The following is a 21743-nucleotide window of genomic DNA, read 5'->3' as shown; positions in this document are numbered from 1 at the left end:
GCGGGTCGGCCACCGCGCCGAGCGTCCTGAATCAGGTCCGGTGGAAGGGCGGCGTGGAGGCACTCCGCAAGGCTCAGGGGCGGCACGGCAGCGGTGTTGCCGGGATGACCGCGACAAATGCACCCACAGCAGGGTCCGGCAGCGGACGCCGGTTCCGACAGCAGCGCTTTGCGCCAAGGAGTCGTCCATGGTTCAGATCGATTCACCCAAGGCAGCGGAGGGAGAGGGGGGCAGATACACCCTGGCCCCGGGCACCCTGGCCGCGGTGGTTCTCGCCGTGTGCCTCGCGCAGATAGCCCTCTCCGTCCCCTCGCTCATCAATGGGCTGATCCAGCAGGATCTCGCGCCGTCCTCGGCCCAACTGACTTGGATCACCGAGGCCTTCATGCTTCCCGTCGCCGCCCTGGGACTGGGCTTCGGCGTGTTCGGCGACCTCTTCGGCCGTAAGCGCCTGCTCGTCGGGGGCGCCGCGCTCATTGCCGTGGGGTCGGCTCTCGCGATCCTGGTGCCGGGTGCGGGACACTCGTCCGACACCCGGGTGACGTTGCTGATCCTCGCCCAAGTCCTCGGTGGTATCGGGGCCGCGGCCATCTTCCCGACGAGCCTGGCCATGGTGGCGGCCGGTACGCACACCACCGCCACCCGCGCGCGTGGCGTGGCGATCTGGGCCACCGCGCTCTCGGTCGGCGGCTTCCTCGGCCCGCTGCTGGCAGGCCTCGCCGCCAAGATCGACCTCGGCTGGGCCGGGAACGCGAACTGGCGATGGGCCTTCGTCGGCGTCCTTGTCATCGCCGTGGTGAGCGTCGTCCTGTCGCTGGCCCTCGCTCAGAACTCCGCCTCGCCCGAGGGCCGCTCCGTCGACTGGCCGGGGCAGATCACTGCCGCGCTCGGCCTGTTCGCTCTGATGTACGCCGTGATCCAGGGCTCCGAGACCGGCTGGGGGAGCCCCCAGATCGCCATCGCGTTCATCGCCGCGGCCGTCTTCCTCGTGCTGTTCGTCTTCGCCGAGAGCCGTGCGGCCGCGCCGCTGCTTCTCCTGAGCGTGTTCCGGAACCGGGCGTTCGCCGTGAACTCGGTGGTCACCCTGATCGGTATGTTCGCGTTCCTCGTGATCATGTACAGCACCAGTATCCGCCTCACCATCATCCAGGGATTCAGCCCACTGCAGAGCTCCGTCGCCTACCTCTTCTTCGGGGGCATCGGCTTCGTACTGCTGCCCCTCACCTCCAAGCTGCTCGAGCGCTACAACCCCCGCTGGGTTCTCTGCACGGCCCTGACCCTCATCGGTGCCAGCGGGCTGTGGTTCGCCGTCATCCCGACGACCAGTCGGTCCATCGGCGCCATCGTCGGGCCGCTGATCCTCGCCGGTGTCGGCTCGGCACTCGCCTTCGCCTCCATCACCGCGGTCGCCGTCAACACGTTGCCCAACCACCTCGCCGGTATGGCGAGTGGTGTCACGAGCACGTTCCGGGACCTCGGGTTCGCCCTCGGCCCCGCGATCGCCGGTGCTGTCGCACTGGGCCGGGCCTCCGACGAGATCGCCCGCAAGCTGGCCGGTGATCCCGCACTGAGCAAGGCCTACGAGGCATTCCAGGCATCCGCGGCCCATGCTCCCGCGGATCAGAGACCACAGCTCGAGGCAGCGGTGCACGCCGTGCAATCGGGCCCGCTCGGCGCCAACTCGGTGCCGGCCGACATCACACTGCCGGATGGCAAGGTGGTGCCTTTCAACCCGCTCAAGGACGTCGCTTTCGACGCCCTCAGCAGCAGTTACTCCATCGCGTACGTGCTCGCCGGCGTGGCGGCTCTCGTGGCGGCGGCGCTCATTCTCGTCGGCGTGCGCGGCGGCGTGGACCAGGCTCATCTCGATGACGACCCGCACACCCTCGCCGACTGACCGCATGACGAACGCGCCTGGGCCGGGACACGGGTAGCAGTCCGGCCAGGTCAACCGGCCGCCCGCCGCGACTCCACCTCCTCCTCAAGAGCGGCAGTCGCGGCGGGCCGCGGCGTACACGACACAACGATCGACAGACGCACTCGGACAGGAGTCGAACAATGACCACCGCATACTCGGAGCCGACCGGCACGAACGACGACCGCATGCCGGCCACGGTCGCTCAGGCGGAGGCGGCGTGGCTCGTCGCGATCACAAAGGGCGACGAGGAGCAGCGTCACCTCATGCTCCGCGACTGTGTGATCGTCCACGGCCCGGTCGGGAACGTCCATGACCGCGAGCACTTCCTCGGCTACAACGCGTCCATGGGACCCACCGTCGAGGCTGAGACCAGCGAAGTGATGTGCCGTGAGCGAGGGGGACGGGCCATCGTGACGTGCTTTCAGAAGATGCGCATCCGGCGCCTGCCCGACCTGCCGCCGTTCCTGGTGCAGGCCGTGGCCACCCGGGTGTGGTTCTCGACCGACGAGGGATGGCGCCTCGGCCACATGCAGCTCTCCCGGCGGCAACCGTCGGTATGACGTGCCGGATTCCTCGCCCCGCGAAGGGTCACGCGGTGCGAATGGGAATGCCCGGTCTCCAGCCGAGACTCCTGGACAGTCCCAGTCCGCTCGTGACCAGGGAGGGCACGACCGCTTGCAGTTTGATCGAGCCGGCGGCCACCACGACGGAAAGAGCCGCGACGACTTTGCCGCTGCCGTCGACGATGCGCGTCGCGACCGACTCGGCCCCTTCGCTCAGCTCTTCCTTGACGACCACCGTTCCGGTCGAGCGGCAGGACGCCAGTTCGCGACGGAGTTCGGCCGGGTCCACGATCGTCTTGGGAGTGAAGCGCTGGAGCCTTCCCGCCAGCACCTCATCGATGAAGGCCGGACTGCCGTGGCTCAGCAGCACCTTGCCCACACCTGAGCAGTGCAAGGGCAGAAGGCTGCCGACCTGCGACGTCAGACCGACGGCGTTGACCGCCGACAGCCGCTCGATGATCACGGCCTGGTCGCCCTGGAGGACGGCCAGCTGCACATGCTGGCGAAGCGCCGCGTACAGGTCCTCCACGAACGGCTGCGCGGCGCTGCGGAGCGTCTCGGCGCGCGGTGCGAGGGTCCCGAGGCGCCACAGGGGCAGGCCGATCGCGAACCGGTTGTCGCTGGTGCGCTCCAGCGCGCCGGCCGCCACGAGTTCGAGTGTCAGGCGCCTGGCGGTGGCGTGCGGCATGCCGGTGCGCCGGACCAGGTCGGCGAGGGTCAGCTCGGTGTTGTTGGGGTCGAAGGCGAACAGCAGATCCCAGAGTCGGGAGCTGACGGTGCGTCCTGGCTCGTTCGCACGAGGCATGGGCCTCTCCTTCATCATGTGCGGCGCCGGTCACTCTACCTTTCATGTTCGTTGGATGGATGACTCTGTTCTAACAATGCGCAGCTTGCTGAAGTCTCGTACCGCAGCCAGTCACCTACCTCGCTCAAGGTCCACGGGAGTGAAAGAGCATGATGAGTACGGAAGCCGGCCCGAAGATCGCGATCCTGGGCGGCGGCATCGGAGGCCTCGCTGCCGCGGCCTTCCTTCGCGAGAAGGGCTTCGACAGTGACGTCTACGAGCAGGCGGCCGCCCTGACCGAGGTCGGTGCCGGCCTGGTGGCCGCCCCCAACGCCGCCCGCCTGCTCCGGCGTCTCGGCGTGCTGGACCGGTTCGTCGAGCGCGCGGTGCGGATGGAGATCGGCTGGGAGTTCCGGCGCTGGGAGAACGGCGCCGTCCTCTCCGCGGAGAACCTTCAGGACGGCTGCAAACGCCTGTACGGCGAGCACACCTACGCCGCGCACCGCGCCGACCTGCTGGACGCCTTGAGGTCGGCTGTCCCCGAGCACTCGGTCCACCTCGGCAAGCGCTGCGTCTCGGTCGAGTTCGAAGGCGACCAGGCGGTTCTGCGGTTCGAGGACGGTGACACGATCAGCCCGGACATCCTCATCGGCGCCGACGGAGTCCACTCACGCGTGCGCGGCGCCGTCGTCGGTCCGACTCAGGCCAGGGAGTCGGGCATCTGCGCCTTCCGCGCCCTCGTACCGGCGGCGAAGGCGCCCGAGTTCGCGAGGCGGCGCGCCCAGACCCTCTGGATCGGCCCCGACCGTCACCTCGTGCACTACCCGGTCTCCGGCGAGGAGTACGTCAACCTCGTCGCCTTCGCACCGGCCGGAATGAGCAGTGTCGAGTCGTGGACGGCCACCGCGACGCTCGAGGAACTGCTCGACGAGTTCGCCGGCTGGGATCCGCGTCTGGTGGAGCTGATCAGGGCCGCAGACACGCCGGGGCGCTGGGCGTTGCTCGACCGCGAGCCCCTCGACCACTGGAACCGCGGAAACGCGACCCTCCTGGGTGACGCGGCCCACCCGATGTTCCCGTTCTTCGCCCAGGGCGCCGCCCAGGCGATCGAGGACGGCGCTGTCCTGGCCCTCTGCCTTGCCGAGGACCCGGACAACCCGATCGCGGCGCTGGGGCGCTACGAAGAGCTCCGTCGACACCGCACGGCACGCCTGCAGGAGGTGTCGCACGGAAGGTCTCACATCAACCACCTTCCGGACGGCCCCGAGCAGCAGGCACGCGACCTCGCCTACTCGCAGGCCGACCCACTCAGAGCGAACGGCTGGATCTACGAGTACGACCCCGAGGTCGCTGTCTCGGCCTCGGTGTGAACCGGCCAGGAGGCTCCGCCCCGGCCGGTCCGGTCGACGAGGTCTCGATGTTCCCAAGTCGATCAAGGCGTTGACCATCCAACGAACACGGCCATTGTCCTCCCCCAGACCACGCCGGAGACTCCGGTGCGGACGGCCTGAGACACGGCCCTGTCCCCAGTGATTTCCATGGAAACCCTGAGTACGTCCAGAAGGGCGGATCACCGAATGGCACCCGCAACCGGTAGTGGGCTCGTCGTGCGAACGCTGCAGCGAGCCGGAGTCAACGTCGCCTTCGGCCTGCCCGGAGCACACATCGACGGCATCCTCCAGGACGCCCTGGATGCCAAGCTCCGGATCGTCGACGTGCGCCACGAAATGAACGCCGGCCACGCGGCCGAGGGCTATGCGCGGGTCACCGGAAACCTGGGGGTCGCCGTCGTCACGGCCGGCGGCGGCTTCACCAACGTCCTGACGTCTGTCGCCAACGCACATCTGGACCGGACCCCGGTCCTCTATGTTGTGGGCTCCGGGCCCCTTGAGACGGACCAGGTCAACGACCAGCAGGCCGGGTTCGACCAGGTGGCGATGGCAACCCCGGTGACCAAGTTCGCGCACCGCGTCACCCGTACCGAGCTGATCCCCCGCCTGGTCGCGCAGGCGATCCGGATAGCTCAGTCGGAGCCCAAGGGGCCAGTGCTCCTCGACATTCCCTGGGACGTCCTCCGCCAGCAGGTCGACGTCGAAGAGGCCGAGGACTACCGCGTCGAGATCGACGGCAGCGGCATCGCCTCCGCCGACGGCGTCGATCGGATCGTCGCGGCGCTCAGCACAGCCGAGCGGCCGATCGCGCTGGTCGGCAAGTCCTTCGTCACTGCCGACGCACGGGCTCAGTTGCACGAGTTCGCCGCTCGTACCGGAGTGCCTCTCTTCTCCGACTGGGAGGGTCTCGGGGCGATCGTCGGCTCCGGGCGGCACGTCGGTCTCCTCCAGACCCTGGCCACCGTCCCCGAGGACGAGCGGCCCGACCTGGTCCTGATGCTCGGGCTGCGCTTCGGAATGGCCACCCAGTTCGGCACCGGACGACTGCTCCCGAAGAGCGCGCGGATCTTCCAGATCGACCCAGACGGCCGTGAACTCGGCCGTCTGCAGGAGGTCGAACTCGGCATCCAGGCCGACGCGGTCGGCTCGGTCGGCGTGCTGAACGAGCGCCTGGGCGACAGCCCCGTGCCCCCCGGGCGCGACGACTGGCTGAAGACCCTGCGGGACATCTCCGCCACCCGGCGATCCGCGCTCGCCGCCGAGACCGAGGAGCACGGGGACGACGCGATCCACCCGTACCTCGCGGTCCGCACGATCGCCGAGAGCGTCCCCGAGAACGCCACCGTGGTCGTCGACGGCGCCCTGACCGAGCTGTGGCTCTCCGAGACGATCGCCCTCGCCCCGCTGGCCCACTACCTCGGGCACGGCTACCTCAGCTCGATGGGGAGCAACTTCGGCGTGGCCGTCGGAGCCCAGTACGCGACCCCCGACAAGGCGACCATCCTCGTCACCGGCGACGGCGCCGTCGGCTACAGCCTCGCCGAGTTCGACACCCTCGTCCGCGCGGGACTCCCGGTCATCGTGATCGTCCTCAACAACCAGGCATGGGGCGCCACCCTGCACACCCAGCAGTTCTTCTTCGGACAGGACCGCGTCACCAACAACCGCCTGCAGAACGGCTCCTACAGCGGCGTGGCACGAGCTCTGGGTGCGGACGGTGTCGACGTCGCGGAACTCGACCAGCTCCGCCCGGCGATCGAGGCCGCTCTCGCGGCCCGCAGGCCGACGTGCATCGACGTGCGCGTGAGCCTTGCGCCCATTCCGCCGGAGGAGCGCGTCCTGAACGGCGGAGCTCCGTTCGGCGGCATCGAGATCGACGCTTGAACCAGCACTCCTGACCCCCCCACGAAGGAGAACCATGAACGACACGACTGACGCCGGAACCCACGACCGGACCGTCGAGGACCGGCGTCAGCGTTTCCTCGGGAAGACCTGCCTCGTCACCGGCGGCAGCAGAGGACTGGGACTGGCAGCCGCACAGGCGTTCGCGCGCGAGGGTGCACGCGTGGTCATCATCGCGCGCGACCCCGACCGACTGAAGATCGCGAGCGGTCTGATCGGCGAGGGCACGATCGCCGTGGCAGCCGACCTCTCCTCGCCGGTCGGCATCAAGGCTGCTGTCACGGAGGTCACCGCACAAGTCGACCACGTCGATGCCGCCTTCCTCAATGCCGGGCGGGCGGGCATCAAGCGCCTCGACGACATGGACGAAGCCACCTGGGACATGGTGTTCAACACCAACGTCAAGGGCTCGTTCTTCCTCATGCAGGGTCTCAGGCCCTTGCTCGCACCCGGCGGGGCCGTCGTCTTCTGCGGCTCTGCAGCCGGTCGAAGGGCCAGCGCGGGAATCGCCGCCTACGGGACCAGCAAGGCCGCACTCGAGCACCTGACACGCATCCTCGCCGCTGAAGTCATCGGCGAGGGAATCCGGGTCAACATCGTCATCCCGGGCGGCATGAACACCGACATCGCCGCCCGCACGACGGGCCTTCCGCCCGGTGGAGCCGAGGCCTTCCGGGAGCGAGTCAGGGTCAGCACTCCCATGCTCCGAGAAGGAGAACCGGACGAGCTCGCCGACGCCGTGCTCTTCCTGGCCTCGTCCGAAGCCAGCTTCATCACAGGCGCGGCGCTCCCGGTGGACGGCGGCGCCACCGGCTTCACCCGCCCGCCGGCATAGAGGCGACGGGCGCCGTCGATCACCAGTCGCGCCCCAGGACCCGAGCGAGGACAACCACCATGGAGTTTCCCTTCGGCCAGCCGACCGACGCCATCATCCAGGTCGCGTACACGGTCCCCGACCTCGCTGACGGGATGCGCTGGTGGACCGATGAACTCGGCGTCGGGCCCTGGTTCGTGAACGAGAGGATCGGCGGCGAGGGCTCCACCTACCGTGGTGAGCCGGGGAAGGCCGAGTTCGCCCTCGCCCTCGCCTTCTCGGGGCACACGATGGTCGAGCTCATCCAGACCCTCGACGACGAGCCTTCCATCTACAAGGACGCCTACGAACGCCACGGCTACGGCTTCCACCACGTCGCCAAGGCTGTGCCGAACGTCAGGGAAGAGGTCGAACGTCGTGAGGCGAGCGGAGCGTCGGTGCGTTTTCACGATCTGACCCCAGGCGGGGATGTCTACTTCCTGGAAGCCGGTGAAGTTGCCCCGGGGATGATCGAGCTCGTCCAGGACAGCGAGATCACGCGAGAGATCTTCACAGGCGTCTGGCGGGCATCAGTCGACTGGGACGGGTCGCGACCTCTGCGCGACTTCGCGGAGTTGCTGCCGGCCTGACTCCTGTCGAAGGCCGGACGAACGCTGCGGACGACCGGTCGTCCGCAGCGTTTCGCCGTCGTTGGATGGTGACCTTCCCGCGCGTGGGATGGCTCTTGCCGGTGGTCGGGCCGGTCCAGAGGGTGGACTCGTCGGGTGTAAGGGCCGCCTCGGCAAGCCTGGTCGGGGGCATGGGTGGGGCCTGTGGCGGGGGCGATGGGGAATGGACGTCCTGCTCTTCGCCGTCATCGCTCCCGTGGCAGGACTGGTGCAGGAGACTTTCGCCCGGCGCCTGGGCCGCCCCGAGCACCTGTCACAGACGGACCGTCTCGCCAGGGCGGAGGCCCTGGCCGGCCTGGTGGTGGCCGGCCTGCTGGCCCTGGGAGACGCGAAGCGTTGGTAGGCAGGTCATACGCCCTTGGGGGCGAGCACGATGTCGAAGCGCACCCGGCTCCACGTGCCGTCGATGACGCGGCCGTCGGGCGTGGGCGTGCCGGTGGGCTGCTGCTCGAACCGCTTGATCAGGGAGTCCTTCACGCCGAAGACGGTGTCCTTGCGGCCGATCGGGTCGCCCTCGGGGAAGATGTGCGTCACCAGGGTGCGCGCGCCCTCGTGGGACACCATGAAGTGCAGATGGGCGGCGCGCAGCGGTGAGCGGCCGACCGCGTCGAGCATATTGCCGACGGGTCCGTCGTTCGGGATGGGGTACGGCGTCGGGGTGAGGCCCCAGAAGCGGTAGCTGCCGTCGGCCGAGGAGAGGAGGTGCGCCCGGCCGGCCCGCTTGTCGGCCTGGTACTGCACGTCGTAGAGCCCGTCCTCGTCGGCCTCCCAGACCTCGATCCGCGCGCCGGCGAGCGGGATGCCGTCGGTGTCGGTGACGGTGCCCTCGACCCAACAGGGCTCACCGGGGGCGCCGAAGGCCAGGTCGTCGCCGAGCTCGATCGCCGGGGCGTCCTCGACGAAGAACGGCCCGAAGACGGTCGCCTCGGTGGCGCCCTTGTAGGCCTGGTTGTTGACGTTGATCGTCTGCATGCTCGCGCCGAGGGTGTCGGACAGCAGGATGAACTCCTGCCGGACCTCGTCGGTGATGTGGCCGGCCTTGGTGAGGAAGCCGATCGCCGTCCCCCACTCCTCCTCGGTCAGCCGGACCTCGCGGATGAAGGAGTGCAGGTGCTCGACCAGGGAGGTCATGAGTTCCTGCAGCCGCGGATCCTGGCAGGCGTCGAAGGAGGCCAGGACGTTGTCGACGAGCTGCTGCTCGACTGCCTGCTGCTCCGACGACACCTCGCGGTAGACGGTGCCGTGGGCCTGGGCTGAGCCGGGATTGACGTAGGTAGCCATGACGGCCTCCTTCAGTTGATCGGGGCGCCGGCCCACGCCGCCTTCAGCAGCGCGGTCAGGTTCTCGTCGGTGACGGGGGTCGGGTTGTCGGCCGGGATCGCCTGTGTGATCGGCCCCAGCGCCTTGGCGATGCCGTCCTCGGGCATGCCGTAGTCGCGCAGCGCCCTCGGCGCGTCCAGCACCTGGCGCAGGGCGGCCAGGCCGGCGCTCGCCCCGTCCGTGGGGAAGACCGTGCCGAAGGCCTGGGCGATACGCGCCTCCGCCTCGGGGGCCTGCGGGGCGTTGAAGGCCAGCACGTAGGGCAGCACGACCGCGTGGGTCTGTGCGTGCGGGAGGTTGAACATGCCGCCGAGGACGTGGCAGATCTTGTGATGCATCCCGGAGCCGGCCGAGGCGAACGCGACCGCGGCGAGGTAGGCGCCGTACAGCGTCTGCTCGATGCCGTCGACGCTCGTCGAGTCGTCGGCCACCGCCGGCAGGCCGGTCGCCAGTGCGCGGATGCCCTCCTGCGCCATCGCGCGGTCGAGCGGGTCGGTACGCGGCGCCCACATCGAGTCCACGCAGTGCGCCATCGAGTTCAGGCCGCTGGCCACGGTCATCTCGCCGGGCAGCGTGGTCAGCAGACCGGCGTCGTAGACGACCGACGCGGGCAACACCTTGCCGTCCACACCGGTGGTCTTGGTCTCACCCTCGGTCAGGCCCCACACGTTGGTCGCCTCCGAGCCGGCGTACGTGGTGGGTACCGCGACGATCGGCAGTCCGGTGGTCAGCGCCACCGCCTTGGCCAGACCCGTGGTCGAGCCGCCGCCGACGCTGACCAGGATGTCCGCGCCCGCGCCGGCTGCGGCCTGGAGGGCTCGTGCCGCGACTTCGACCGGTACGTGCATCACGACCTCCTCGTGACGCAGTACGACCGGGATCTCCTTGGCGATCGGGTCGGCCAGCTCCTTCTCGCGGTCCGACGCGATCAGCATGACCTTGGAACCGCCGAGCGCCTCGACCTCCGCCGCCACGGCGGCGGGCGACTCTCCGGCCGCGAACACCACCCGCTGGGGGAGGGTTTCGTGGGTGAACTTCATCAGGCTCCCGCCAGCCATTGCTTGCCTTCCGAGTAGAGCTGCTCGACTGCTGTGCCGGTGAGGCCGGGAAGCCCGTCCTTCACCGTGAAACCCGCCTTGGTCTGGAGATAGGCCAGATGCCGGTAGCCGGTCGGGAACCGGTCCAGCAGCTCGGGATCCAACGTCAGTGAGGCGGCGGGATCTACGACGTCGAGCCGGTCCTTCTCGTAGATCGGCTGCCGGCGTACGAGGGTCCAGCGCCCCTCGTGGCGGGAGAGGAAGTCGTAGAAGCGGCCGGTGCAGACGACATCGACCTCGACGCCGTCGATGCCCCCGCGCTGGTTGATGGTCATCTTCGTCTGGGCGATGGCCCGGTCGCCGCCGACGTCTGCGGTGTGGCCACCCAGGAAGTGGAGGATGCTGACGCCGTTCTCGAAGCCCTCGCGACTGGCCTTGATGAAGTCGGTGGCACTTCCCTGGAACCAGGTGGCGCTCATCCAGCCGTCACGCGGATGCCAGACCGTGGCGAAGCGGCCCCAGTCCCCGGCGTCGCGCCACAGCGCCCAGTTCTCGATGAGCCGGCGGATCTCGTGGCGGTCATGGTCGGCCTGAGACATTGTTGACTCCTTGGAGAGGTGAAGATCCCTGGTACAGGGGCTTCGTCAGAGGGGCCGGAAGAACTCCTCCAGCTCTCGGTCGAGTTGCTGAGAGGCCTCTGTCTCCCGCGTGTCCGCCGGCCATGCCGCTCCCACCGCCGGGCTGAAGGCTGCGGCAAGGCACCACAGCCAGGGGAGCACGGACCGGAGGCGCGGCGCACGCCGTGTCACGTGCGCCGTACGACCTCGTCGCATCGTCAGATGGGGTAGTGGCGGGATCCGGACTGGATGGTGATCCAGCGCAACTCGGTGAACTCCTCGAGCGCGGCGCGGGACCCGAACCGGCCCCAGCCGCTGGCGCCGACACCGCCGAAGGGCATCTGGGGTTCGTCGTGCACAGTGGCGCCGTTGATGTGGCAGATGCCGGATCTGATCCGGCGGGCCACGTCGAGCGCGGCGGCCGCGTCCTTGCCGAAGACCGCTGCGGAGAGTCCGTACTCGGTGTCGTTGGCGACCGCGACGGCTTCGTCGGTCGAATCCACCTCGATGATCGAGACCACCGGTCCGAAGGACTCCTCGCTGTAGATGCGCATGTCCGGCGTGACACCACGCAGCACGGTGGGCTGCACGAGCAGGCCGTCGGCCGTGCCACCGGTCAGGACCTGAGCACCCTTGTCACGGGCGTCCTCGATCAGCGCGATCACGTGGTCTCGGGCGGCGGCGTGGACCAGCGGACCGATCTGTGAGGCGGGATCGCTCGGCGGCCCGACGACCAGCTTGGCGGCACGCTCGGCCAGGCGGGAGGAAAGCTCGTCGGCGACAGTTCTGTCGACGATGACGCGCTCGGTCGACATACAGATCTCGCCCTGGTTCATGAAGGCGCCGAAGCTGGCCGCGGCGGCGGCCTCCTCCAGATCGGCGTCGGGAAGCACCAGGAAGGGCGCCTTGCCACCGAGTTCGAGGACCACGCGGGTCAGGTGGCGACCGCCGAGCTCGCCGATGATGCGGCCGACCCTGCTGGATCCGGTGAAGTTCACGCGCGTCACGGCCGGGTGGGCGATCAGCGCTTCGACGACGCTCGGGCCGTCCTGGGGCGCGTTGCTGATGAGGTTGACCGCTCCGGCGGGCACGCCGGCATCGTGCAGTACCTGCACGATGGCGGCCTGGGTGAGCGGCGTCTGCTCGGAGGACTTCAGGACCACGGTGTTGCCCCACACCAGCGGCCACACGATGGCGCGTACGCCGAGGATCAGCGGTGCGTTCCACGGTGCGATGCCGACGACGACGCCGACCGGCTGACGTACGCCGAGAGCGGTGAGGCCGGGCACGTCCGACGGGATGACCTCGCCGACGGCCGCGTACGCCTGGGCGGCCGCCTCGACGAACATGCCCTTCGCGACATGCACGTTGAAGCCGCACCAGGGGAGAGTGGCACCCATCTCGCGGCTCATCGTGGCCACGATCTCGTCGGTGCGCTCGCCCAGCAGGACGGCCGCACGCTCCAGAACCGACCGGCGTGCGGCCGGCGGGAGGCTCGACCACTTCGGAAGGGCGGCCGCCGCCGCGTCCACGGCGAGGTTGACGTCCTCGACGGAGGCCGCCGCGACCCGCGCGATCGGTTCACCGGTCAGGGCCTCGGTCGTCTCGAAATAGCGGCCGTCCCTGGCCGAGACGTGCTCGCCCGCGATGAGGAGATCGCTGGTCCGGACCGCACCGGACGTGGGTGCCTCGGTCTCAGTGGCTGACATGTGTTGCCTCACCTTCACGACAGCGGCGATCGCCGCGCGAACTCTTCGTGTTGAACTCTCTGGGGCCGACGGCCCGCGCTGAAGCCTCTTGTCCGTTCATCGAACAGCGGAGTGGGGGGGGGACGATGTCGGCCTTCCCGGGCCTCAGACCGGCGGCATCCGCTTGGACTGGTGCAGGTGCGCCAGGCGCCAGCCCTCCGAGGTCTCCTCCCAGACGCGCGTCACCGTCTCCTGGACCGGGAACGGCGGGAGGCTCTCGTCGAAGATGATGTGCATCTCCTGGAGACACGTGGTGATCGCCGTGGTGCCACGCACCGTGATGCTGAGCTCCTCGGCCTTGGCGAAAACGTGGCGGCGGCGGGTCCAGGTGAAATGGGCGAAGGTCCTGCCGTCGTCGATCTTTCCGACGGGGCCGTGGACGGCCCGGCTGTCCTCCAGCATGAGAGAGGCGATCGCTTCTTCGCTCTCGGTGAGAGCCACGAGCCACGCGGCCTCTGCCTGCTCGATCGCCTCGATGGTCCCGGTGGTTGCGGTGGTTGCGGTGGATGCGGTTGTCGTCATAGGTCCAACTCCAGAATCGGTGAGTGTGCTCGCGAGGAGCACGTGGTGAACATGCCGTCGGCGCGCTCACGATCAGTCAGGATGTCGTCGCGGTGGTCGGGCTCTCCGGCGAGCACGCGCACGATGCACTCGCCGCAGATTCCCTGCTGGCAGGAGTAGGGGGCGTCGACGCCGGCCGCGAGCAGGACGTCGAGGACGCTCTCGCCGTCCTTGATCTCGTACTCGTTCCCGGACTTGGCGAGCCGCACAGTGAAGGTCCCGCCCGCCGTGTGCGCGGCGGTGTCCTCCACGGGTGCGAAGCGCTCCTTGTGGATCGCTTCGGCGGGCCATCCCGCTCCACGTGCGGAGGAGATCACGAAGTCCATGAAGCCCCCGGGACCGCAGACGTAGATCGCCGCCTCGGGGTCGGGCGGGCCGATGGCGCCGGCGACGCTGAAGCGCTGGTCGTCCGGGCCGTCGTCGAAGTGGAGCTGCACACGGGGGTTGTTCTCCAACTCCTCGACGAACGCCGAATCCGCCCGGCTCCGGGCGCAGTAGTGCAACTCGTGCTCCGCGCCCTTGGCTTCGAGCGCGTGCGCCATCGCCAGCAGGGGAGTGACGCCGATGCCGCCGGCCACCAGCAGATGGCGACGTGCCTCGTCCGAGACCCCGAACCTGTTGCGCGGACGCGAGATCTGCAACCTGTCGCCCTCGCGGAGCCGGTGCATCCCCAGCGAGCCGCCGCGCGACGCCGCCTCGGCCAGCACGGCCAGCCGGTATCGAGTGCGGTCCTGCGGCGGCCCGCACAGGGAGTACTGACGGACCAGCCCGGCCGCACCGTCCACGAGGACGTCGACGTGGGCGCCGGCGGCGAACTCCGGGAGCTCGCCGTTGTCGGGCCTGACCAGGTCGAGCACCACGATCCGGCTGGTCGCGTCGCGCCGGGCGACCACGATGGTGTCGAACCACTCGTTGTTCATCGTTCTCGCTCAGACTGCGGCGGCCGTGGCGTCGTCGCCCGCCGGGCGCCTGCCGAGGGTGAAGAGGCCGGTCTCGACGCGGTGGACCTCCGACGCGTCGCGGACGATGTTGATCGGGTCGCGCCCGGCCTCGACGTCGTCGGCCATCGCGAGAAGCATGCGACGCAGCATGACGACGCCGCGGTCGCCGGTGGCCAGGGTCTCCTCGGAGTCCAGGGTGATCGCGCCCTGCGAGCCCTGGGCCTCCGTGTCACCCGGGAACCTCTGGCGCTCCTCGTCGGTCAGCTCGTGGTTCTGCTTCCCGTTCTGCGTGATGCCGATCACGAAGCGGACCATGCGTTCGGGATCGTTCGTGCGGATCGAGAAGAAGACCCGGTGGCTGGTGTCGTCGGAGGGCACGACCCACAGCAACTGGTCTGCCCGCCCGTCGGGCGTGGGCTTCACGTAGTCCGGCAGGCCGAAGACGTTGGGCAGGTGTTGATCGACCGCGAAGCCGTACTCGGTGACCTCGCCGTCCTCGCCCTCCATCTCGAACCGCTGGGTGTACTTCAGACCGTGGTCGGTGCGCTCGTACGTCAGGCGCTCGGCGATGGTGGCCGGGTCGAAGAAGTTCTCGGGGTAGCCGAAGGCGCCGGCGCCCAGCATCTGGTACCCGCTGTGCGTGGAGTGGAGCCAGGTGACGTGCGTCGGGTCGGCGGAGTTCTCGTAGATGTTGAGCCAGCTGAAGTCCGCCGGCATGCCGAGGACCGCGGCGTGCGGGACCGGCCAGCTGGCGAAGTACTTCTCGTCCTCCGCGGGGCTCTCCAGCGCGTCATAGCGGGGGAGTTCGGGCTTGAGCTCGGGCGGGCCCATGTAGACGAAGACCAGGCCGTAGCGCTCGGCGACGGGGTACCACGGCTGACGGGCGGCGTCGCGCCTGCGCCCCAGGCCCGGCTCGCACGCCTGCTCGATGCAGCGGCCCTGGACGTCGAACTTCCAGCCGTGGTAACAGCAGCGGATGCCGTCGTCCTCGACGCGCCCGTAGAAGAGGCTGGCGCCGCGGTGTGTGCAGCGCTCGATCACGACACCGGGATTGCCCTGCCCGTCCCGGAACACGACCAGATCCTCGCCCAGTACGCGGGTCTTCTGCGGCAGGGCGCCGGCGATCAGCGTTTCGGAGCTGGCGATCGGGTGCCAGTAGCGACGCAGCGCCTCACCCATGGGTGTACCGGGCCCCACCTCTCGCAGGCGGGCGTTGTACGAGGGCTTCGGGCGGCCGTAGGCCGTGCCGGTGTCGACCTCTGAAGTGGTGGTCATCGTGCTGTCTCCCGTGCGGCTCGGGCGCACAGCCGGTGGCGCGCGCAGGGCAGGGGGAGATCACCTGCGAGAGCACCGCCATGTGCGACCTCGAATAGGATTGTTAATTCACATTCGCATTTCACTTCACCGTGCGTCAAGAGGCACGTTCGGGTGCTCCCGGTGCCCCCTCGGACCGGGAGGAATGGCCCGATGGCGGCCTCGGTCGCGGGCCGGTCGGGCGCGGTGCCGTCCATGCCCGAGGCGTATGGCCCCTGGCTGCCTTTACGCTGGGGCGGTGAGTACCGAACCGACACTCGATCTGCCCCCGGCGCAGCAGGCGCGCAGCCGACTGACCCGGCAGCGGATCCTGGAGGCGGGTACGGCCCTCCTCGAGGAGGGCGGCACCGAGGCGCTCACCATCGCGGCCGTCGCTTCTCGGGCGGGCGTCTCGGTGGGCAGTGTGTATCGGCGGTTCGGCGACAAGGACCGCCTGCTCGCGGCGCTGCAACACGACATGATCGACCAGTTTCGCGCCGACATCATTCACCGCTTCGCTCCGCTGCGAACGGATCCGACCGCGCTGGTCGCCTCGGCGGTCACTGGGCTCACCGAGACGTATCAAGCGCACGAGCGTCTGATGCGCGTCTTTCTGGCCGCGGGCGCCACCGATGCCGCCGTGGCTCGGGTCGGGTCCGAGGCTGCCATGGACGCCAACCGTGTCTTCCGGCAGTTCTTGGAGCCGATCGTGCCGATGATCGACGCGCCGGAGCCGGAGTTGCGCCTGGACGTCGTCTACCGGTTGATCTACGGGGCCTGTCAGAACCGCGTGCTGTACGGCGAACTGTTCGAGTCCGACCGGCCGCTGACGTGGCGTCAGCTCACCGACGAGCTCGTGGGCGTCGCCTGCCTGTACCTCCTCGGCGCACCGGCGCAGTGAGCTCCGGGCCTGTGATGCGAATGCGAGGATCGCTTCACATTAGCGTCGGGCGGCGACATACTGGGCGCTCGGTCGTCGAGGAAAGGACCCGCTCCATGCGAGAGCCGCTCAGCTACGAGATCGCGCACGGCGCCGCACTTGCCGCTCTCGAAGCAGGAAGGGCCGACGGGCACAAGGTGTGTGCTGTCGTGGTCAACCGAAGTGGCGTCACGAAGATCCTTCTCAGCGACGACGGCGTTGGCCTCCTCGGCGTGGAGACCGCGCGACGCAAGGCCTACACCTCGGCAGTGAGTGGTGTCCCCACGGCCAAGTTCGCGACATTCGCCGCGTCCCCGCAGATGCAGGTGGCACCTCCCCACCTGGTCGATGCCAACCTTCTGCCGGTCGCCGGCGGCGTGCCGATCGTGACGGCCGACGGGGAGGTCATCGGCGCGATCGGCGTGGGCGGGGCTGACGACGTCACTGACGACCGCATCGCGCAGCAGGCTCGCGATTCCGTCGCGAAGATCGTCGCGTAGGTCGTTGCCTGGACATGCCCCTGGTCGGTGCGGCGGCTGGGCTGAGCGTCTCTGCCGTCGTCGCGGCCCCTGGGTATGGCTGATCTCTGGGCACCGGTCCGTGTGACCTCGCGTGGCGTGCCCGGCGCTCCCAGGACCGTCGACCCGGGTCGATGCGATGACGGCGCCGCTCGCGCGGAAGGGTGAGCTGGAGTTCGCGGCCGAAGCGTGTGTGTCGGACTTCATGCCCAGGCCGGACGCGGTGGCGATCACGCCCCGCGCTTGTCGCATGAGAGGTCGGCTCTCCGTCGCTCTTGGTCAGAGCCGGTTGTGGATCGTCTATCTGGACTCTGATGCGACGCCGGCCCCGTGGCCTCGCGCCTTCCGCGGCTGTTCATCTCGTTGGGCGGCGCCGTTGCCAGGAAGTGTTCGATATTCGCGAGAAGCGGCGGTAGCGAGAAGCGGCAGCAGCCGGCCGTGCGAGCCGGCTTGTCTGTGTGTTTGCCCCGAGAGGCGCGCCGGCGTCGGGGAGACGGCGCGCCTGAGCCCACGGGTGGGCGCCCGGCCGGTGTGAGGGGCTCAGCCGCGGTCGCCGTCGCTGTGGTCGGGGTCGATGGCGTGCAGGATGCGTCGGCCGATGTGGGAGAGCTGTTTGACCTGCGCCTTGGTCAACGGGTCGAACACCAGGCGGCGCACCTCTGCGACGTGGCCAGGAGCGGCGTTGACGATCTTCTCGTATCCCTCGTCGGTCAGGGCGGCCAGGGTGTAGCGGCCGTCGGCCGGATCGGGGCGGCGATGGGCGTACCCCTTGCGCTCGAGACGAGCCACGACCTGGGAAAGACGGGAGAGCGAGCCCTCGGCGTACGCGGCGAGGGCGCTCATGCGCAGTTCCCGCTGCGGTGACTCCGACAGCGCCGCCATCACCCCGTACTCGAAGTGTGTCAGCCCCTCGTCGCGCAGTTGCGTGTCGAGCGCGTGTTCCAGGCGCCGCATCACGCCCATCAAACCGAGCCAGGCGCGGCGCTCCTCCTCGTCAAGCCAGCGGGGCACCTCGTCAGCGGGGGTGTTCGTCATGCCCTCCAATGTACCGACGCTTCATGCTTGAAGTGAATCCACCTCGTTTTCACTTGAAGCTTGAAGTCACTGGCGCTAGTTTTGAGTTAACGCTTGAAGTCACTGCCCGGGGGTTCCGTGCAGCATCGAAGCCTTGAGGAGTCCTCCCGTGAAGCTGCTTGTACTCGGTGCCACCGGTGCCACCGGGCGCCTCGTCGTCGACCAGGCCCTGGCCGCGGGCCACACTGTGCGCGCGCTCGTTCGCTCACCCCAGAAGCTGGATGCCCGGCCCGGCCTCGACATGGTTGCCGGGCAGGCCACCGACGCCGGTGACGTCACGCAGGCCATGTCGGGCGTCGGTGCGGTGATCAGCACGCTCGGCGCCACCGGCGGAACCGTCATCACCGACGCCACGCATGCCGTCATATCCGGTGCCACCACCACCGGCGTCACCCGGTTCGTGGAGCTTTCCTCCTTCGCCGTGCTGCGCGAGCGCCTGAGCGCGCCCGCCAGGCTCATGTCCAGCACGGCCATGGGCGCCATGGTCAAGGACAAGGCGGCCGCCGAGGACGCGCTGCGCGCCAGCGACCTCGACTACACCCTCGTCCACGCCGTCCGCCTCACCAACGGCCCCGCCACAGGTGTCGCCAAGCCGCTGCCCGGGTCGGCCACCTTGCGCATGGGGGACACCATCAGCCGCGCCGACGTCGCCGCCTGGATGCTCACCGCGCTCACCGACACGACCACCAGCCGTCGCTCTGTCGTCATCGCCGGCTGACCCGACACCGTTTCCCCCGTCTCCTCCCCACCCGATCCGGAGAATCGCCATGAGCCACCAGCTCGCCACCCGCCCGGCCCGTCCCGGCGGCCTCGTCGTCACCGGCGGTCTGATCGGCACCGCCGCCGTCGCCGTCGCCGTCAACGCCATCGTCGCTGCGACAGCCCACGCCGCCGGAGCCTCGGACGACTTCCAGCCCCTCCAACTCTCCGCCTACGCCCCCCTCACCGTTTTCGGCGTTCTGGCCGCCGCTGCCGCCTGGGCGATCATCCGCGCACGCTCGGCACACCCGGCCCGGCTGCTGCGCACCCTCGTGCCCGCCATTCTGATCGTCAGCCTGATCCCGGACATCATGGTCGGAATCTCCGACAGCCGGCCCGGCACCAGCTGGGGTGCCGTCATCGCCTTGATGGTCATGCACGTCGTCGTCGCCGCCATCGCCGTCCCTGCTTACCGGCGACTCCTGCCCCTCCCCGCCACTCAGGACTGACCACGCAACACGCCGGGGCGACTGCCCCGGCCCCCCTCATGTCCCACTTCCCGCGCAGGCAGATCTGCGCCCTCTCGAGAAGAGTGCGAAGCCCACATGGACATCTCCGTAGCGGTCCCCACGGCAACCCTCCTGAAGAAGCGGTCCGGACGTGCGGCGTTGATCGCCGCGGCGGCCCTCCTCGCCTCGGCGCCGTACGCATCCGCAGCGACACAACAAGAGTCCTCCAAGCCGGTCGTCGCCGACGTGAGAACTCTCGCCGCATTGGACTTCACCGCCGGCGACTCCCCGGAGAACATCACTGTCAACCCGGACAACTCGCTGACCGTCTCCACTCTGGGCGGGCACACTGCGGCGGGCGAGCGCCCGGCACTGTTGCGGATCGACCCGTCCGGGCGCAGCACGGTGATCGCGGCCGGGCAGCAGGGCGACGCATTCAGCGGCATCGCGCGCGACCGCGACGGCACCACCTATTACAACGTGGTCTCTGATGACGCCTCCCGGGCCGGCGTATGGAAGCTGCCCCCGGGCGGCGCCCCTCGCCGCATCGCCGCTCTGCCCACCGACGGACTCCCCAACGGCCTGGCCCTCGACCGCGCCGGGCGCACCCTGTACGTGGCCGACAGCAACAAGGGCGCCGTCTGGGCCGTCCCGGCCTCCGGCGGAAAGGCGACCGCCTGGCTGACCGGCCCCGCCCTCGCGGCCGACCCGTCCGGACTCCTACCCCTCGGTGCGAACGGTCTCCGCTTCCACAGAGACGCCGTCTGGGTCTCCAACCTCGCCAAGGGCACCCTGCTGCGGATCCCCGTCACCGCCACCGGAGCCCCGGGCCGGATCCGCACCGTGGCCAGCGGCCTCACCAGCGTCGACGACTTCAACTTTCTCAACGACCGCACTGACGTGGTGTTCGCCGCGCAGAACGGCCTCAACCAGGTCGCGGTCGTCCACCCCGACGGGGCCACCGAGACCGTCCTGACCGCCTCGGACGGCCTCGCTTCACCCACCTCCGTCGCGGTACGCGGAAACCGGCTCTACATCACCAACGCCGGTTTCGCCGAGCCCCACGACGCGAAGGTGCAGCGCGGAACGATCAACCCCGCCGTACTGAACTGCGGCCCGGCCTCCTGAACCTGCCGCTGCCGGGACCGGCAGCAGAGCCTGCCGCGGATTCCGGCAACCAGGTGCAGTCCGAATCGAATGATCACACTGAACGGCCGGAAGTGACCGGGATCCGATCGAAGACGGTGCTCGTGCAGCTCGACCCGGCCGCTCCTTCAGCGGCAGGCTGATCCCACAGGCGTCGATCCGGGCCAGACTCTTCACGCTGCCCGACGAGACCGCGGCGCGTACCGGCCACGGCGACTTCCTGGTGAGGATGAGTTTCCGTGAAGGCCGAGCCCAGGGGGAGGGACGGCCATGGGGGTGGCAGCTCCGCAGGCCGGCGCCCACCGGGCCCACTGAGTCACCCGACGTTGCCAGGCAGGGTTGTCGCGCCGAGCGGGGGGCCTTGTCCGGCGTCGGTGGACGCCTCAGAACATCGCCTGGATGATCCCCACGGTGCGCGCCAGGTGCGGCTCGGAGCGGTCCGCGCGGTGGGCGACGGCCAGCTCCACGCGGGCGTCGGCGCCGGCCAACGGCAGGTAGGTGACGCCGTCGAGCGCCAGCGCAGTCACCGGCTCGGGCACGACCGCGACGCCGAGGCCGCCGGCCACGAGCGTGACCAGCGTCGAGGTCTCGCCGACCTCGTGGCGGATGCGCGGCTCGACACCGGCGTCGCGCAGAAGGCCCAGCACCACGTCGTACATCACCGACCGGCGGTCGGCGGAGTGCACGATCAGGTCGGCACCGGCCAGGTCCGCTGCCCGCAGCCGTTTACGGTGGGCCAGTGGGTGGTCGACCGGTACGGCGACGACGAGCCGGTCCCGGCGCAGGGTGCGCACGGTGAGTGAGAGGTCGGCCGCCGGAGGACGCAGCAGGGCGACATCGATCGCGCCGGTGCGCAGTGCCTCGACCTGGTCGGGGGCGAGCATCTCACCGCGGAAGGAGAAGTCGACGCCGGGCAGCTCCTCCGTGAGCCGCCGCGAGAGTGCGGGCAGGAGGCTGTACGTGGCCGAGCCCACGCATCCGATCGCGAGGTGGCCCACCGAGCCGGCGGCGACGAGCCGTGCGTGGTGGGCGGCCTCGTCGACGTCGGCGAGGATCGCGCGCGCCCGCTCGAGGTAGGCCCGGCCGGCCTCGGTGAGGTCGACCCGGCGTGTGGTGCGGTGGAGCAGCTCGAGGCCGAGCTCGGTCTCGAGCTGGCGGATCTGCTGGGAGAGCGGCGGCTGGGCCATGTGGAGCCGCTCGGCGGCGCGACCGAAGTGGCGCTCCTCGGCCACCGCCACGAAGTACCGCAGGTGACGCAGATCCATATGTCGTCCATATCAATCGGCTCGGATATGCGTACTTCAGAATATCGTGGCCCGGG

At 69.5% G+C, this 21743-nt stretch carries 22 protein-coding genes; 12 read left to right on the top strand and 10 right to left on the bottom strand.

All coding sequences use genetic code 11. The features are described 5' to 3' along the window. The first annotated feature begins 187 nt into the window (after positions 1-187). Positions 188-1897, top strand: coding sequence for an MFS transporter (locus OG562_RS04030; RefSeq protein WP_266393668.1), 1710 nt, complete (start codon positions 188-190; stop codon positions 1895-1897). A gap of 161 nt (positions 1898-2058) precedes the next feature. Then, positions 2059-2478, top strand: a complete 420-nt coding sequence (locus OG562_RS04025; RefSeq protein WP_266393666.1) for a nuclear transport factor 2 family protein — start codon at positions 2059-2061, stop codon at positions 2476-2478. 28 nt (positions 2479-2506) lie between these two features. Here the strand turns inward: OG562_RS04025 and OG562_RS04020 are convergent, their stop codons facing one another. Further along, positions 2507-3286: an IclR family transcriptional regulator gene (locus tag OG562_RS04020; RefSeq protein ID WP_266393665.1), complete on the bottom strand. Its 780-nt coding sequence runs from the start codon at positions 3284-3286 to the stop codon at positions 2507-2509. A 149-nt stretch (positions 3287-3435) separates the two neighbouring features. Between OG562_RS04020 and OG562_RS04015 the strand changes: the two genes are divergently transcribed. The 5 genes from OG562_RS04015 to OG562_RS03995 all read left to right on the top strand — a co-directional run bounded on the left by OG562_RS04015 (position 3436) and on the right by OG562_RS03995 (position 8383). After that, positions 3436-4635 carry an FAD-dependent monooxygenase gene (locus tag OG562_RS04015; RefSeq protein WP_266393660.1) on the top strand — a complete coding sequence of 400 codons (1200 nt, stop codon included), beginning with the start codon at positions 3436-3438 and terminating at the stop codon, positions 4633-4635. A 168-nt stretch (positions 4636-4803) separates the two neighbouring features. Beyond that, the gene (locus OG562_RS04010) at positions 4804-6540 is read left to right on the top strand and encodes a thiamine pyrophosphate-binding protein (protein ID WP_323187476.1); all 1737 of its coding nucleotides are present in this window, start codon (positions 4804-4806) and stop codon (positions 6538-6540) included. A 34-nt stretch (positions 6541-6574) separates the two neighbouring features. Next, the gene (locus tag OG562_RS04005) at positions 6575-7393 is read left to right on the top strand and encodes an SDR family NAD(P)-dependent oxidoreductase (protein ID WP_266393656.1); all 819 of its coding nucleotides are present in this window, start codon (positions 6575-6577) and stop codon (positions 7391-7393) included. A 59-nt stretch (positions 7394-7452) separates the two neighbouring features. Further along, positions 7453-8001 (top strand): VOC family protein, encoded by a 549-nt coding sequence (locus OG562_RS04000; RefSeq protein WP_266393654.1) that lies wholly within the window; start codon positions 7453-7455, stop codon positions 7999-8001. Positions 8002-8203: 202 nt separating this feature from the next. Then, positions 8204-8383, top strand: a complete 180-nt coding sequence (locus OG562_RS03995) for a hypothetical protein (protein ID WP_266393652.1) — start codon at positions 8204-8206, stop codon at positions 8381-8383. Between the two features lie 5 nt (positions 8384-8388). Here OG562_RS03995 and OG562_RS03990 read toward each other — a convergent pair whose 3' ends face one another. The 7 genes from OG562_RS03990 to OG562_RS03960 form a co-directional block, all read right to left on the bottom strand. Beyond that, on the bottom strand, positions 8389-9321 hold the full coding sequence (locus tag OG562_RS03990; protein WP_266393650.1) for a dioxygenase: 933 nt from the start codon (positions 9319-9321) through the stop codon (positions 8389-8391). An 11-nt stretch (positions 9322-9332) separates the two neighbouring features. After that, the gene (locus tag OG562_RS03985; RefSeq protein WP_266393648.1) at positions 9333-10400 is read right to left on the bottom strand and encodes a maleylacetate reductase; all 1068 of its coding nucleotides are present in this window, start codon (positions 10398-10400) and stop codon (positions 9333-9335) included. Next, positions 10400-10996 carry a nuclear transport factor 2 family protein gene (locus OG562_RS03980; RefSeq protein WP_266393646.1) on the bottom strand — a complete coding sequence of 199 codons (597 nt, stop codon included), beginning with the start codon at positions 10994-10996 and terminating at the stop codon, positions 10400-10402. Before OG562_RS03980 ends, OG562_RS03985 begins: the two co-directional genes overlap by 1 nt. A gap of 236 nt (positions 10997-11232) precedes the next feature. Continuing rightward, the gene (locus tag OG562_RS03975; RefSeq protein WP_266393645.1) at positions 11233-12723 is read right to left on the bottom strand and encodes an aldehyde dehydrogenase; all 1491 of its coding nucleotides are present in this window, start codon (positions 12721-12723) and stop codon (positions 11233-11235) included. Positions 12724-12867: 144 nt separating this feature from the next. Further along, positions 12868-13284, bottom strand: a complete 417-nt coding sequence (locus tag OG562_RS03970) for a nuclear transport factor 2 family protein (protein ID WP_266393643.1) — start codon at positions 13282-13284, stop codon at positions 12868-12870. Beyond that, positions 13281-14243 carry a PDR/VanB family oxidoreductase gene (locus tag OG562_RS03965; protein WP_266393641.1) on the bottom strand — a complete coding sequence of 321 codons (963 nt, stop codon included), beginning with the start codon at positions 14241-14243 and terminating at the stop codon, positions 13281-13283. Before OG562_RS03965 ends, OG562_RS03970 begins: the two co-directional genes overlap by 4 nt. A gap of 9 nt (positions 14244-14252) precedes the next feature. Continuing rightward, positions 14253-15539, bottom strand: coding sequence for a Rieske 2Fe-2S domain-containing protein (locus OG562_RS03960; protein ID WP_266393639.1), 1287 nt, complete (start codon positions 15537-15539; stop codon positions 14253-14255). A 277-nt stretch (positions 15540-15816) separates the two neighbouring features. Between OG562_RS03960 and OG562_RS03955 the strand changes: the two genes are divergently transcribed. Both OG562_RS03955 and OG562_RS03950 read left to right on the top strand, forming a co-directional pair. Next, positions 15817-16458, top strand: a complete 642-nt coding sequence (locus tag OG562_RS03955; RefSeq protein WP_266393637.1) for a TetR/AcrR family transcriptional regulator — start codon at positions 15817-15819, stop codon at positions 16456-16458. A gap of 95 nt (positions 16459-16553) precedes the next feature. Continuing rightward, entirely contained in the window at positions 16554-16976 is a 423-nt protein-coding gene (locus tag OG562_RS03950) for a heme-binding protein (protein ID WP_266393635.1), read from the top strand. A 558-nt stretch (positions 16977-17534) separates the two neighbouring features. On the opposite strand, the gene OG562_RS03945 is transcribed toward OG562_RS03950, so the two are convergent. After that, positions 17535-18029, bottom strand: a complete 495-nt coding sequence (locus tag OG562_RS03945; RefSeq protein ID WP_266393632.1) for a MarR family winged helix-turn-helix transcriptional regulator — start codon at positions 18027-18029, stop codon at positions 17535-17537. A gap of 148 nt (positions 18030-18177) precedes the next feature. Between OG562_RS03945 and OG562_RS03940 the strand changes: the two genes are divergently transcribed. The 3 genes from OG562_RS03940 (at position 18178) to OG562_RS03930 (ending at position 20404) form a co-directional block, all read left to right on the top strand. Then, a complete protein-coding gene (locus OG562_RS03940; RefSeq protein WP_266393631.1) occupies positions 18178-18786 on the top strand; it encodes an NAD(P)-dependent oxidoreductase in 609 nt (202 codons plus the stop codon). A gap of 49 nt (positions 18787-18835) precedes the next feature. Further along, complete coding sequence (locus OG562_RS03935) at positions 18836-19276, top strand: DUF6069 family protein (protein WP_266393629.1); 441 nt, start codon at positions 18836-18838, stop codon at positions 19274-19276. A gap of 96 nt (positions 19277-19372) precedes the next feature. After that, positions 19373-20404: an SMP-30/gluconolactonase/LRE family protein gene (locus tag OG562_RS03930; protein WP_266393627.1), complete on the top strand. Its 1032-nt coding sequence runs from the start codon at positions 19373-19375 to the stop codon at positions 20402-20404. Between the two features lie 401 nt (positions 20405-20805). On the opposite strand, the gene OG562_RS03925 is transcribed toward OG562_RS03930, so the two are convergent. Beyond that, positions 20806-21687, bottom strand: a complete 882-nt coding sequence (locus tag OG562_RS03925) for a LysR family transcriptional regulator (protein WP_266393625.1) — start codon at positions 21685-21687, stop codon at positions 20806-20808. Positions 21688-21743: the final 56 nt, after the last annotated feature.

The sequence above is a fragment of the Streptomyces sp. NBC_01275 genome (genome assembly GCF_026340655.1).
Taxonomy (GTDB): Bacteria; Actinomycetota; Actinomycetes; order Streptomycetales; family Streptomycetaceae; genus Streptomyces.
This window is presented reverse-complemented; position numbering and strand designations above follow the sequence as displayed.

Excerpts from the sequence above, each read along its gene's own strand:
- OG562_RS03975 (WP_266393645.1), bottom strand. The coding sequence starts at position 12,723 with ATGTCAGCCACTGAGACCGAGGCACCCACGTCCGGTGCGGTCCGGACC.
- OG562_RS03960 (WP_266393639.1), bottom strand. The coding sequence starts at position 15,539 with ATGACCACCACTTCAGAGGTCGACACCGGCACGGCCTACGGCCGCCCG.
- OG562_RS04030 (WP_266393668.1), top strand. The coding sequence starts at position 188 with ATGGTTCAGATCGATTCACCCAAGGCAGCGGAGGGAGAGGGGGGCAGA.
- OG562_RS03935 (WP_266393629.1), top strand. The coding sequence starts at position 18,836 with ATGAGCCACCAGCTCGCCACCCGCCCGGCCCGTCCCGGCGGCCTCGTC.
- OG562_RS03965 (WP_266393641.1), bottom strand. The coding sequence starts at position 14,243 with ATGAACAACGAGTGGTTCGACACCATCGTGGTCGCCCGGCGCGACGCG.
- OG562_RS03970 (WP_266393643.1), bottom strand. The coding sequence starts at position 13,284 with ATGACGACAACCGCATCCACCGCAACCACCGCAACCACCGGGACCATC.
- OG562_RS03925 (WP_266393625.1), bottom strand. The coding sequence starts at position 21,687 with ATGGATCTGCGTCACCTGCGGTACTTCGTGGCGGTGGCCGAGGAGCGC.
- OG562_RS04010 (WP_323187476.1), top strand. The coding sequence starts at position 4,804 with ATGGAAACCCTGAGTACGTCCAGAAGGGCGGATCACCGAATGGCACCC.
- OG562_RS03945 (WP_266393632.1), bottom strand. The coding sequence starts at position 18,029 with ATGACGAACACCCCCGCTGACGAGGTGCCCCGCTGGCTTGACGAGGAG.
- OG562_RS03930 (WP_266393627.1), top strand. The coding sequence starts at position 19,373 with ATGGACATCTCCGTAGCGGTCCCCACGGCAACCCTCCTGAAGAAGCGG.
- OG562_RS03990 (WP_266393650.1), bottom strand. The coding sequence starts at position 9,321 with ATGGCTACCTACGTCAATCCCGGCTCAGCCCAGGCCCACGGCACCGTC.
- OG562_RS03950 (WP_266393635.1), top strand. The coding sequence starts at position 16,554 with ATGCGAGAGCCGCTCAGCTACGAGATCGCGCACGGCGCCGCACTTGCC.
- OG562_RS04005 (WP_266393656.1), top strand. The coding sequence starts at position 6,575 with ATGAACGACACGACTGACGCCGGAACCCACGACCGGACCGTCGAGGAC.
- OG562_RS04015 (WP_266393660.1), top strand. The coding sequence starts at position 3,436 with ATGATGAGTACGGAAGCCGGCCCGAAGATCGCGATCCTGGGCGGCGGC.
- OG562_RS04025 (WP_266393666.1), top strand. The coding sequence starts at position 2,059 with ATGACCACCGCATACTCGGAGCCGACCGGCACGAACGACGACCGCATG.
- OG562_RS03995 (WP_266393652.1), top strand. The coding sequence starts at position 8,204 with ATGGACGTCCTGCTCTTCGCCGTCATCGCTCCCGTGGCAGGACTGGTG.
- OG562_RS03985 (WP_266393648.1), bottom strand. The coding sequence starts at position 10,400 with ATGAAGTTCACCCACGAAACCCTCCCCCAGCGGGTGGTGTTCGCGGCC.
- OG562_RS04020 (WP_266393665.1), bottom strand. The coding sequence starts at position 3,286 with ATGCCTCGTGCGAACGAGCCAGGACGCACCGTCAGCTCCCGACTCTGG.
- OG562_RS04000 (WP_266393654.1), top strand. The coding sequence starts at position 7,453 with ATGGAGTTTCCCTTCGGCCAGCCGACCGACGCCATCATCCAGGTCGCG.
- OG562_RS03980 (WP_266393646.1), bottom strand. The coding sequence starts at position 10,996 with ATGTCTCAGGCCGACCATGACCGCCACGAGATCCGCCGGCTCATCGAG.